Source organism: Bacillus sp. EB106-04-04-XG123 (genome assembly GCF_058791855.1).
Genome location: NZ_JBYTDZ010000004.1, coordinates 203,424 through 218,033, shown reverse-complemented (window position 1 = coordinate 218,033; position 14,610 = coordinate 203,424). Strand labels below are relative to the sequence as shown.

Here is a 14,610-nt window from a genome sequence, read left to right as displayed (position 1 = left end):
GGCTGCCAATATGCACCCCTGCCTGAACTAAAGTTTACAAAACGGCTTCTCTATTTTTTTGATTCACGATCTTTTGGATCAGCTGGGCATTTTGGGCTGCACACTCTTTGTTTTTGAACATGTCAGCGTGTTGACCGTAGCCTTGATAATAGCGATAAGCACCGGTCGTCGCCTTTTCCCAATGATCCATCCAGTCTGGAATCTCAATTTGCTCTTTTGATTGGATGAAATCAATATCTGCTTGTATCTTTCCTTGATTCACCCCCTTAACAAATGTTTCATAATAAGCCCGCGTTTTTTGAGCAAGCGCTTCTTGAACGAGCTCTTCTTGGGCAAGTTCACTTTGCTTTGATTGATGAACAATCGCTGCGATATCGTCCTCGATGGATCGTCCTTCTAAATCACTTTCTCCAATTTTCTTATAGGAATCGATCATGATGACCTTTTCCACCGTCCGCCCTGCTTGTTCAAGCGTTTGAACGAGATCAAAGGCCAGATAGCACCCGCCAGAGTAACCCATCAAAGTCAGCGGCCCTTCAGGCTGAAGGTGCTGAATATGCTGAACGTATTGCGTCATGCGGTGATCAGCTTCAATAAAATCAAAGGCGATCAAACGAACGCTATCGAGCGTTTTGGCGGCTTCCTGATAGATAAAGCCATAGCCCGGTAATGGCGGAAGAGCAAAGACTGTTGGCGTTTGAGATTCATTGAATACAAGATAGCCGGCAGCTTCATGATCCTGCTGTTGAATATAACGGCTGATGGCTTCAATTGTAGGTGTCTCAAACAACAAGTGAATAGGCACCTGAACATCGAATTCCTTCGACACCTTTGATAAAAGCGACATCGCTTTTAAAGAATGTCCTCCAAGCTCAAAGAAATGGTCATCTGTACTGATATCATCTCGTTCAAGCACTTCACGCCACATGACAAGCAGCTTTTGTTCTACCTCATTTGCCGGAAGCTTCACATGGCGGTTTCCTTGAGGCGCTTCTGGCTTTGGCAGCTGACGTTTATCAACTTTTCCATTTGGTGTCAGCGGCATTTTCTCAAGTCTGATCAGCTCATGAGGCTGCATGTAAGCCGGAAGTTTCTCCTTCAGCCCTGACTTGATCACATCAACTTTGTCCTTCCACTTCTCCTCACATGTCATATAGGCGAGCAGTCTTGTATGCTGCGAGCCATGCTGATCCGTTATAAGGGCAGCTTGCTTTACGCCTGGATGCATGAGAAGGTGGGCTTCGATTTCTGTCAGCTCAATTCGGTGGCCGCGAATTTTCACTTGATCGTCCACTCTGCCTGCATACTCAATCAGACCATCTGCTCGAAAATAAGCCAAATCTCCCGTACGATACAGCCTTTCTCCCGCAGCAAATGGATGTGTGATAAAGGCTTCTTTTGTCAGATCAGTTCGATTCAAATACCCCTTCGCAAGCCCTTTGCCGCTGAGACAAAGTTCTCCAACCATTCCAATCGGCTGAAGCTGTCCTTGCTGGCTCAATATATAAGCACCCGTTTGGTTAATCGGCTTTCCGATTGGAATAGAATGCGCTTCTATCGGCGGAGCTTCATCTACAGGGTAATAGGTCGCAAAAACGGTTGATTCGGTTGGGCCGTAGACATTGATTAGTCTGCCTTTTCCCATGACAGCAAAGGCTTTTCTCACATGCTGTACAGATGCACGCTCCCCTCCGAACAACACCTTGCGCACACTGTGCATCCAATCGGTTTCTTCATCAACGAGAAGATTAAATAAAGCAGTTGGAACAAACATGACAGAAATGCTTTCTCTTTTAATGAGCTCCGTCAGCTCATGCATATCTAAAATGGTGTCTTTTTTCGGCAGGACAAGCTTTGCCCCATTTAAAAGCGCACCATATACATCAAAGGTAAAGCCATCAAATACGCTGTTGGATAGCGACAGCAGTGTATCTGTTTCTGAAATGGTTAAGTAGTTCGTATTTTTGACTACCCGGGCAATATTGGAATGGGTTGTCATGATGCCTTTTGGCTGACCCGTTGTGCCTGATGTATACATGATATATGCCGTATCGTGTAAACCTGCTTCTAGCGGCAGATTCTCTGAGCTCATAAGTGAAATTTCCTGATCATCTGCAAACAGATACGTACCAGTAAACCCGAGTCCCTTCGCCTGACCAATAAAGGATGAGTGAGTCAGGAGATGCGTCGCTCCGCTGTCTTTAAGCATGTATTGAATGCGGCTTTCTGGATAATCAGGATCAATTGGCACATAGGCTGCGCCTGCTTTTAAAACAGCAAGCAGACTGACAATGAGTTCAGGTGTTCGATCGGCTAAAATGGCGATGACCGTTCGATGTTCAGTCCCATTTTTTTGCAAATGCCTTGCCAATCGATTGGCCTGTTCATTCAGCTCGGCATATGTCATCGTTTGCTCTTCTGCTGATAGTGCCACTGCATTTGGCTGTTTGCCCACATTATGCTCAAACCATTTCGATAAATATAATTGGTCATGCTCAAGCTCAGGTGCATTCCATTCCTCAAGAATCAGATGTTTTTCCTGCTTCGTGACGAGCGGGAGTGTATGAACCGATTGATCGGGATGCTTGACCGCCTCATTTAACAATAGACTGAGCTGTTCCTTTAACTTATGAACAAATTGAGGATCAAACGCTCTTTTGTTAAAGGCCAGCTTCAATAGTAATTCTTCTCCAGGCGATGCGAGCAGATTGAGATCATAGTTTGATTTTTCATAGACATTCATGTTCTCCACCGTGAACCCTAACCGTGCCTCTTGCTCGTCCTTCTTTGCGGCTGGGACATTTTCAAACACGACAATATGATCAATGAGCTGCTGCTGACCTGTCTTTGCCTGAATATCATAAATGGGAATATATTGGTGCGGCTCGGCTGCCAGAGACTTCTGCTGTGTTTCTGACAGGAGTGCACGAAATGTCATGTAATCTGTCAGCTGAATTCTTCTTGGGATGACATTGATGAACAATCCAACCATCCTGTCAACGCCAGCCAAGTCTGCCGGGCGTCCTGACACAACTGTTCCAAACAGCACATCATTTGACCGCTGATACCTGCTCAGCAGAACCGACCAAACGGATTGAAGCGCACTGCTTAACGTCGCATTTTGCTGCAACGCTAACTCTGACAAAGCAGCCGTTTCTTCTTTGCTCATGGACCATTCAATTTCGCCTAATTCATGTTCATTCGTTTGTTTTCGCTGTTCTTTAAAGGTTGATTGTCCATCAAACCCTGCTAATGATTGCTGCCAATATTGAAGTGATGCTTGTTTATCTTGTTTTTCCAGCCACTTTATATATTCTTTATATGGTTTGACCGGTTCTAGCTTATAAGGAACGTCATGTAAAAGTGCATGGTAAATCGCAAACAACTCCTGCACCACAAGTCCAAAGCACCAGCCATCCAGAAGGATATGATGATAGCTCCATATCCAGCGATAGCTGGCAGAACCCGTTTGGAAAACAGATGCCCGCATGAGAGAATCCTTCGAGAGGTCAAATCCTCTCAGCTGATCCTGTTGTTTGAATTTCTCGATACGTTCAAGCTGTTCGTCTTCAGAAAGATCTTGCAAGTCCACAACATCAAGTGTAAAAGGACGCTCCTTTAGCACAACTTGGACAGGGCGCTTTACTTTTTCGTGGAGAAACACGGTACGAAAAATATCGTACCGCTCCACGATGATATTCATGCTTTTCTCAAGTAGGTCATGATGCAGTGTGCCCTTAACGTTCATATCCATTTGCTCTACATAGAAGCCCTTTTCTTGATGATGGAGGGTATGAAACAGCATTCCTTCTTGCATCGGTGACAGATAATACATGTCTTGAACTTGATCCCTTTTAAATTGACTCATCTATTTCATCCTCCCTTCCTATTTTTATGACTGATCTCGTGTGTTGTTAAGTCAATTTCTCCTCAAGCATGTCAAAAATGTCGTCCATTTCATCCATTTCAAGGTCAGCCGCAGAGAAGTCACTTGGCGTAAATTCCCGTTCGTGCTGCGCTAAGCAATGGGTGATGATGGATTGGATTTTTTCCTTCAACAATGCCATGAACTGCTGTATCGTCTGTTCTTCATATTCACTTGCACAATAGGAGCAAGACAAAATGAATCGATTGTGTTGAACAAGACCACTAAGGTTCAGCTTATAAACAGCTTCCGAATCAGGGCTTGCTTGTCGTCCCATATCATGGATGGACGGCCCAAAGAGTTCTGTCGTCACTTCCTGATCAATCTGTCCAAGATAGTTCAAGCTGATTTCAGGATGTACGTGGTGTCCTGACGGTTCAGTGGCTGTCATGTATTTTAAAATCCCATAGCCAATCCCTTTATTTGGCACACGGCGCAGCATTTCTTTCGTTTCTTTAATAGCTTCAGCTATGGTCTGATCTGGCTTCGCTTCAAGAACAACTGGATACATACTCGTAAACCAGCCAATTGTGCGAGAGACATCCAGCCCTGATAAAATATCCTCTCTTCCATGACCTTCAAGCTGCACATGTACATGGGACTCACCTGTCCACTCTTGAACAGCAAGACCAAGAGCACATAAAAGAATATCGTTCATTTCCGTTGTGTACGGCAGATGAATATCGGTCAAAAGATGCTCAGTTTCTGTTTCTGTCAGCTGCATTTGAACCGATTTGGTTTCGGCAACTCTTCTTTTCGTCACTTCATGATCAACAGGTAATGCGGTTAATGGTTTGCTTTCAATTTCTGCCCAATACTCCCGCTGACTTTTTAATGGCTGTGACTGTGCATAACGTTCAATGGCCTCTGCCCATTCTTTAAAGGAATGAGTTTTCAGCGGCAGGACAAGGGCTTGTCCCTGAGATGCCTGCCGATATAGAGACATAAAGTCCTCTAGTAAAATTCGGCATGAGACACCGTCAATAACTAAATGGTGTGTCACGATGAGTAAATGATCGCCATCTTCCGCATGGAAACAAATCACTTTCATCAATGGACCTGTTTCGAGGTTCAGCTGACGCTGATACTCATTGGCAAATGTGGAAATTGCCTTTTTCACATCGTGCTCTTTTGAGACATCATGAGAAATAATCGCTATCGGTTCCGGTAGCTCCCGCTGGTTGTATTGCAGGATGCCGCTATGTTCCTGCTTGTATACCATACGCAGTGCATCATGATGTGAAATTAATTTTTGCATGACTTGTTCTGTAATGGAAAGGTCAAATCCATTTGGCGCATGAAGCATCATCGAGAGATTCCAATGGTGCTGATCGCTGAATGCTCGTTCAAAGAAATAGCGCTGAATTGGTGTTAAAATGACTTCTCCTTCGACAGATGATTGGTCGGCTGTCATTTGATCAGCTTCTTCGATATATGGGCGCAGCTCTGCAATCGTCGGGTACTGGAATAGAAGTTTCATATCGAGCTTCCAGCCTGCTTGCGTGAGTCTGCTTGCCATTTGGATGCCTTTAATCGAATCTCCGCCAAGGAAAAAGAAGTGATCGTGAATGCCGACCTGGCTGACGCCAAGGACATCTTCCCAAATGCCGCAAAGAAGTGTCTCAACTTCGTCTCTTGGTGCTTCGTATACCGTTTGGTTCGCTTCGATATCAGGAGCTGGCAATGCTTTCAGATCAACTTTTCCATTTGCCGTCATTGGAATTTGGTCTAGCTTGATGATCCATGATGGCACCATGTATTCAGGCAGTGTGCGTTTTAGGCTTTCTTTCAGGGCTGTTGTTTCTTCAGCCGCGATGACATAAGCGATGAGTGCATCTTGATCACTCGCATCTTTGACCGTTGTCACGACGGCTTCTTTCACCGAATCCAGCGTTAGGAGCTGGGCTTCAATTTCTGACAGCTCAATACGGAAGCCGCGGATGTTGACCTGATGGTCTATTCTGCCGAGATAGATCAGCTCTCCATCCTCTGTCCATTTCACTAAATCGCCTGTACAGTACATGCGCTCGCCTGGATAGAATGGATCTGGGACAAATCGTTTGTCTGTTTCCTCTGGAAGATTCCAGTAGCCTCTTGCCAGTCCTTTTCCTGCAATCACGAGCTCACCCGGTACGCCTGGCGGCGACAGGTCATATGACGAACCCATAATGTAAAAACGAGTATTGGCAATCGCTGTTCCAATCGGAAGCGTGCCTTGTTCTGGATCGATGACTCCACTTGTCGCTACAACTGTATTTTCAGTTGGACCGTAGTTATTGACGAGTTCATATGGTACTGGCTTCACCTGTTTCAGCTTGTCTCCACCTGTTAGTAAATAGCGCAGAGAATGGTTGTCCATTGACATAAACTGCTCGCATAACTGCGTTGGCAGGAAGGCAATGGTGATCCCTTCTTCATTAAAATACGCATTAAGCTTGATCATATCGAGGCGAATTGCTTCGTCGATAATGTGCAGCTCTGCGCCGGCGATCCACGTCGGGAACATCTCCCAAATGGAGGCGTCAAAGCCAAAGCCGGCATATTTCGCAGTTCGATCCTCGTGCGTCACTTGGAACGCATCATTATGCCAGAATGCAAGATTCACAAGAGACTGGTGCTCGACCATGACACCCTTCGGCTGTCCCGTCGTCCCAGACGTGTAAATCATGTAGGCAAGATCCGTTGGTTTGATCTGAACCTGAATCTCGTGAGCTTCTCCCTCTACCGCATCTTCTATGAACAGGACATGACCTGTGAATGAAGGTGGTGCAGTAAGTCCTTTCTGCATCAGAAGTACCTCTGCCCCGCAGTCTTCCAGCATGTACGCGATACGCTGCGTTGGATAATCCGCATCAATTGGAACGAATGCCGCACCTGCCTTGAGGACACCAAGGACAGCGGCTGTCATGTCAAGAGATGGGCGGGTGAGAATGCCGACGCGGTCTCCTGGTTTTGTGCCGCTGGCGATGAGCCTTGAAGCGACTACATTCGCCCGGCTGTTCAACTCTTTATACGTCCAGCTCGTTCCGCAGAATGTTGCCGCTTTTTGATGCGGTGCTCCTTGTGCCTTCGCCTCAATCAGGGCATGAACAGTTTGATCTGATGGAACATCAAGGTCTGGTCCTGACCATTCATTGATCAGCTCTCGTTTTTCCTCTTCAGTTATGAGAGATATCGCTGAAATCGGCTGATTCAGCTTAGTCACCATATCGTCTATGATTTTTTCAATATATCGGCTCCAGCGCTGAATGGTGCTCTTTTTAAACAGAGCCGCTGCATACTCAAAGCGCAAGCCCACTTGATCATTTTCTTCAAATACACCAAGCGTTATATCAAATTTTGCATGAACGGTATCTTGCTGCTTTTGTGACAGCTTGATTCCATTCAAATCCGGTAACGTCAGGTCACGGTCATCTGTAGTCAGCATGACACTAAACAATGGATTGCGGCTCGGGTCTTTCGGAAGATCTAACTGAGCCACCAATTCCTCAAACGGGAATTCTTGATGTTCATAGGCTGATAGGCTGCGATCTTTCATTTTTTCAAGCAGCTGTGCTGTCGTTTCTTCTGGCTGCACTTCGTTTCGAAGAGCAAGCGTATTGACAAACATGCCTGGAACTCGTTCGATTGAAGCATGCGTACGTCCTGCGGTTACAGCGCCTATGACGATATCTGTCTGCCCAGTTAATTTGGAAAGGAAAATGGCAAATGCCGTTTGCATCACCATGTTCAAGCTCACACCTTTTTCCGCCATGAGCGTTTTGATGGATTGCACCTTTTCAGCAGACAACCATCTATCGACTCGCCCTCCTTCAAATGACTGAACTTGAGGACGCGGAAAATCAAGGGGCAGCGCTAAGTCTTCTGGCGGCTGTGCATATTGCTCCAGCCAATAGTGCCGCTGTTTCTCAAGCAGCGCCTGCTGATTTTCTTCCTGCTGCCATACCGCAAAATCCTTGTAATGCAGCTGAACTGGCGGTAACGTCTTTTTCTCATACAGCTCTGCCAGTTCTTGAATGAGCAGGCTACGTGTGACACCATCTGCAATGATATGGTGCATATCCATCATGAATACATATTTCTCATCAGAAAGCTTCGCCACTTTTGCCCTCATTAATGGTGCTTGATGTAATGAGAATGGTGTAATGAATGACTCGATGACAGACTGCTCCTGATCGCCCTCGATTTCATCAACCTCTAATGTAAACGGCACTTGGCGATAGACTTTTTGAACGGGTACGCCGTCAATTTCTACAAACGCTGTCCGCAACGATTCATGTCTGTCGATCAAGGCTTGAAGCGCTGCTTCTAGCTGCTTCACATCAAGGCTGCCTTCCATCATTAAAACGGCTGGCATATGATAAGTGACTGCTTCTGGATGCAGCTGCTGCAGTACATACATCCGCTTTTGAGCAGAAGAGACGGGATAGAAATCTTGCTTTTCCGCCGGCTCAATGGATGTAACCACCGAAGAATCCGTTTCGTCCAAGTAGGCAGCCATCGCTCGTATGGTTGGTTTTTCAAAAAGGACTTTGAGCGGCACATGCTTGTTCAGCTTTGCTTGCACCTTCGAAATGAGCACCATGCCCTTGAGGGAATGACCTCCTAATTCAAAGAAGTGGTCAAGAACACCCATTTGTTCCACCCCAAGAACTTCTGACCAAATGTCACACAGCGTCCGCTCAAGTTCCGTTTCTGGTGCCACATGCGCCGTACGGTTCATATGCACTTCATGCGGAAGCGGCAAAGACTTCGCATCCACCTTTCCATTTTGGGTAAGTGGAATGTGATCGACTTTCACAAAGTACGTTGGAATCATATAATCCGGCAGTGTCTCCGCAAGATTTTCTCTAAACGTCAATGTTCCAATGTGTTCAGGCGCTGTGTAATAGAGTACAAGCTCCGGCAAACCGGACAGGTGCAGAACTTTCACATAGACTTCTTGAATAGATGCCAGAGCACGTGCGGCATGCTCAATTTCCTGTTTCTCAATGCGATAGCCGCGGATTTTCACTTGATCATCGACTCTTCCAAGAAACTCAATATCTCCATTTGCATGCTGTCTGACCAAATCCCCTGTTCGATACATTCTCTCTTGAGGGTCATATGGATTTTCAAGAAAACGTTCCGCTGTTAACTCAGGCTGATTCAAATATCCTCTCGACACGCCTTCCCCAGATATATAAAGCTCTCCCGGCGCGCCATAAGGGACAAGACGCTGCTGCTGATTGCAAACAAGTGCTCTAGTGTGTGCAATTGGCTGCCCGATCAAAGATCGTTCCTTCAGAGCGTCCAGCTCTTGCGGTGTGATCAGCTTGGTCACTGTACCAATGGTAGTCTCAGTCGGACCGTAATGGTTCATTACTGCCACGCATGGATGCTGCTCCATAAATGTTTCAACATCCTCAGGAATGATCGATTCTCCTCCAAGTACCACTAGGCGTAAAGCGTTAAATGAATGTTCCTTAGAATCTGCCATCATATGAAATAAGGATGGTGTCATTTTGATATAAGTCAGCTCTTGTTCATCAATAAAACGCATCAGACGTACAGGGTCTGTATACACCTCTTCACGAGGAACATAGAGTGTCCCCCCTGCTTTTAAAACAGGGAAAATGCTTGTGTAACCAAGATCATATGCATAAGAAGAAAGCAGTGCTGTCCGATCACATTCTTGCAATGTCACCTCATTTGTCAGCCAGTTGACATAGTGTGATAGATTACGATGCGTGAGCTGTACTCCCTTCGGCTTCCCTGTTGTCCCAGATGTGTAAATCACATAAGCGAGCTGATCGACCGATACTTCTGGCAGTTCTAGTGAATAGCTTTGTTGCACTGCTTGTTCAACCTGCACCACTTGAATCGACTTGCGATTTTGATAGGAATCAGCAAGAGACCTATTTGTCACGATGACTTGTGCACCTGAATCCTCTAATGTGTAGCGGATTCGTTCAGCCGGAAAAGCTGGATCAATCGGGACAAACGCTCCTCCTGCTTTCATCACACCAAGCATGGAGACGATCACATAGACAGAGCGGTCAAGAATCAGTGCCACAGTTTTTTCTTTATCTACGCCTCGTTTCTTAAGTTCACAGCCAAGTGCATGTGACATGTCTTCCAGCTCACGGTAGGTGAGTTTTCTTTGATCATCCATGACGGCGATAGCATCCGGTGTTTCCTTAGCCTGACGTGAAAATTGGACATGGAATGGCTCATGACGATTCGTTGGCCCTTCGGCTTTTTTCTCCAGACGCTCTATTTGTTCATGCTGATCCAGTATACGGAGCAAGCCGATCTGTTCCTCTGGATGGCGAACCGCCTCACGAATAATCGCTAGGAGGTGAGTTCCGAACCGGCGGACGGTCTCTTCTTTAAATAATGCCGCTGCATAGTCAAAGCTCAGTTTTAATGCTCCCTCGCGTTCAAATGCTTCTAAAGATAAATCAAATTTGACCGAGTGATGCTGAATGGCATAAGGCGAAATGTGCAGATCGCCGAGCTTTAGCGCTGGAACCTCCATGTTCTGCATGTTAAATGACACGCTAAAAAGCGGGCTGCGAGTTGTATCACGGTCTAATGGAAGATGTGCAATTAACTCTTCGAGTGGATAGCTTTGATGTGCAAAAGCGTCAACACTTGTTTCTTTTATTTCTTCAAGCAGCTGCAAAAATGTTTTGGTTTGTTCTGGTTTTCCGCGCATTGCAATGGTGTTGATAAACATCCCCGGCATGTCCTGGATATCAGGGTGTGTCCGTCCAGCAACAGGCGAACCCACAATGATATCTTCCTGACCGCTATAGGAGGCAAGCAGCACTTGAAAGGCAGATAACAAGAACATATACATGGTCGTATCGGTTTTCTGAAGCAGTTCATGAATGCGCTGAGTCGTTGCTTGATCACAGCCAAACATGAATCGTTCTCCCGAAAAATCACGTTCTGCTGGACGCGGATAATCAGTTGGTAGCTCTAAAACCGGTAAATCTCCTTCAAATTGCTTCAGCCAATATGCTTCATGCTCCTTCAGTTTCTCCGTTTCTTCTTCACTTAGCTGCCAGACAGCGTAATCTTTATAATGAATGGCTCTTTCAGCAAGAGCTTCTCCATCATAGGCCTTCGCCAAATCTTGAATGAACGTCTTCATGGAGCTGCCATCTGTAATGAGATGATGTGCTTCCAAAACAAGAAGATGACGATTCTCACTGACCTTTAGCAGCTGAGCTCGTAAAAGAGGTGCCGCTGTTAAATCAAATGGCGATTGACGTTCAGCAAGAAATGCCTCAGCCTCTTCTTCCTTGATGTCATGAACAGGAAGGTCAAATGCAGACCATTCATGCACCCTTTGGACAATGTCTTCTCCATTCATATGAAAACTCGTTCTTAAGATTTCATGCGTTTGGATTAACTGATTAAATGCTGATTTGAGCCGCTCATATTCGAGTGTTCCTTCAAGCGTTAAGACGATCGGAATATGATAATTCGTGCTGTCAGGTTCAAGTGTCTGCAAAATGTATAAACGGCGCTGAGCTGGTGATACCGGATATTCGCCCGCCTGCTCTGCTGGTAAAATAGGATGTCCGGCATCTTCTTGACCATCCTGATCGATGTAAGCCGCTAATGAGCGAATCGTCGGCTTCTCAAAAATCATTTGAATCGGCACTTCCTTTTGAAGCGCTTCTTGAACCTTCGCAGACATCATCATCGCCTTGAGCGAGTGCCCGCCAGCCATGAAGAAATGCTCGTCTATCCCAATCGTTTTTCCAAGAAGCTCCTCCCAAATGTCAGCTAGTACCTTTTCTGTCTCGGTCTCAGGCGGCATGATTTTGATCTCTTCGCGATGCACTTCGTTCGGCTTTGGTAAAGCTTTTCGATCTACCTTCCCGTTCGTTGTCAGTGCAAAGGTATCCAGCTTCATCACATAGTGCGGCACCATATAAGCTGGCAGCTTTTGATTGAATACATCTCGCACCTCTTCTTCTGTGAGTCTCCCTGTGAAGTAGGCGATGATTTCCTTTTCTTCTGAAGAAAGCTGCTGAACAAGTACAACCGCATCATCGATACCCGTTTCTTGGCGAAGCACCGTTTCAATTTCTCCAAGCTCAATACGGAAGCCTCGAATTTTCACCTGATCATCTGCACGGCCAAGGAATTCGATCTGACCATCCGCACCATATCTAGCCAAGTCACCTGTTCGATACATCCGTCCTGACGGTTTAAAAGGATCTGCCATGAATACTTGATCAGTCAAATCTGGACGTTTGATGTACCCTCTTGAAACACCGTCCCCGCCTACATACAGCTCTCCTGGCGCTCCAATTGGCTGAAGTCTCTGATAGTCATCTAAAATATAAGCTGACGTATGATTGATCGGCTGACCAATTGGGATCGGACCCGTTTCATCTCCTCTTACTTCGTAAATGGTCGAGATGGTTGTATTTTCTGTTGGACCATAGACATTCAGTAAGGTAAGTGATGGATGATGCTTTTTCACAAGCTCCGCACTTTTCTCATTGATCACATCACCGCCGGTGAATAATGTTTTTAACCCTTTGAACATTTGCGGCCGCTGCTGAGCGAGCTGATTAAATAAACCAGTCGTTAAAAAGAGCGCCGTGATTTGATGTGTTTGGATAAATTGTTCGAATCGGTGTATATCCAATAAAGTATCACGGTCAACAGGATAAAGCGTCGCCCCATTCAGAAGCGTAGTGAAGATTTCAAGGGTAATCGCATCGAAGCTGACAGCTCCTGTATGCGCCATACGATCCGACGTGTTCAAGCCCAATTTCTCCTGAGAGCATGCTAACCTCACAATATGCTGATGCTCAATTTGCACTCCTTTGGGCCGTCCAGTTGATCCCGATGTGAACATGATATATGCCAATTGGGATGGAGACGTCTCGACTGATAACTCCGCTTGTGAGTGATGAGTCATGCCGGTCACATGAATTGCTTTGATGCTTTCATCAACCGGCGGCTGGCTGTCAGCATAGAGCAAAATGGCTGCGCCACTGTCTTCAAGCATCCAACGGATTCTCTCCTCAGGCTGAGCTGGATCAATCGGCACATAGGCAGCCCCTGCGTGTAAAATGGCTAAAATGGCGATCACCGCATCTGCCGATCGGTTCATATACACCGCGACAGCATCCTCCGGCTGAACGCCGTTTTCTACAAGGCTGCTGGCTAAACGACGAATTTCTTGTCCAAGCTCTTCGTATGTGAATGTTCGCTCGCCTTCGACTAATGCCAGGTGGTTTGGCTGCGCTTTGATACGTTCATTGAGCAGCTCGGGAATGGACAGGTGCTTCGGATAATCTCTCTCCGTCTGATTCCACGCTGCAATCTGCTGCTCTTCTTCTTCTGTGATACATGTCACTTCATGAAGATACATGTCAGGATTTTGAATGATTTGCTTTATGAGATTGGTCAGATGTTTCGATATATTTTCAATGACTTTTTCTTCAAACGCCACCGCATTGTATTTGATTTTCAATGTCCACGTTTCACCCGGATAGACAAGAAGATTCAGATCGAAATTCGTTTGTTCAAATCCGTCCTTTACATCAATGGCAAAACCGAGACGTGCAGACATGGTGTCACCAGACAGCTCCTGATCTAAAGGATAGTTTTCAAACCCAACCAAATGATCAAAGAGCTTTCCTCCAGCAGCTGTTTTCTGCTGAATGTCATAAAGCGGCATAAAATCATAGTTTTCCGCTTCCAGTGCATGCTGCTGAACCTTTTGAAACAGCTGTTTGAAGGTCTGTTCCTGATCCAATGTCACCCGAACAGGTATCGTATTGATAAACAGCCCTGCCATTCGCTCAATTCCAGACACACTTGGAGGTCTGCCCGATACGACTGTTCCGAATGTGACATCATCTGCTGCATGATAGGTGCTTAAAAGAACGGACCAGACAGCCTGAAAAAGGTTCGGTGCTGTCACTTGGCATTGTCTTGCCGCATCTTGAATGGCTTGTACCGTTTGTGCATCCCATGTAAACGTCCATTCCTGATGGTCATATTGTCCGTTCGCCTCTTTTTGCTGCAGCAGCCCTTGGTGCTGAACAGCGCCATCCAGCCGCTCCTTCCAATAGTCTTCCGCTTCTTGTTTGTTTTGCTTTCCAAGCCACTGGATATAGTCCGCATAAGGCTTACCTTGTGAGCGATCCGGGGTTCGGCCGTTCCGATAAGATTCATAGTAATGAAACAGTTTTTTCATCAAAACACCCATGGACCAACCATCCATGATGATGTGATGGTTGCTCCAAATCAGGTGCCAGTTTGTTTCATTTAATTGAAAAACAGCGACTTTCAACAACAGATCATTCGTTAAGTGAAATCCTTGCTTTCTCACTTGCTTTTTATATTGATCCAATACCTTTTTCTGCTCTTGATCATTCAGATGAGATAGATCTTCTCTATACACATCTAAATGACGTTCAGCCAGTACAACCTGACGAGGCTTTTGTAATTGCTGATAGACAAAGGCTGTACGCAGAATGTCATATGTCCGTACGAGTTCATTGAGGCTCTTTTCAAAAAGATCGAGATCAAAATCTCCGCTTATTCCAAGCTCAAGCTGTGTGAAATAAGAGGAGGAATCAGGGTCTAGCATGGCATGATACAGCATGCCCTCTTGCATTGGTGTTAAAGGATATACCTTTTGAATTTTCTGCTTGCTCATA

The 14,610-nt window shown here is 45.8% G+C and carries 2 protein-coding genes; both read right to left on the bottom strand.

What is annotated here, in order from left to right; translation table 11 throughout:
• Positions 1-34: 34 nt before the first annotated feature.
• Complete coding sequence (locus AC3WTB_RS13990; RefSeq protein ID WP_492333860.1) at positions 35-3,868, bottom strand: non-ribosomal peptide synthetase; 3,834 nt, start codon at positions 3,866-3,868, stop codon at positions 35-37.
• A gap of 46 nt (positions 3,869-3,914) precedes the next feature.
• Complete coding sequence (locus AC3WTB_RS13985) at positions 3,915-14,609, bottom strand: non-ribosomal peptide synthetase (RefSeq protein ID WP_492333859.1); 10,695 nt, start codon at positions 14,607-14,609, stop codon at positions 3,915-3,917.
• Position 14,610 lies beyond the last annotated feature (1 nt).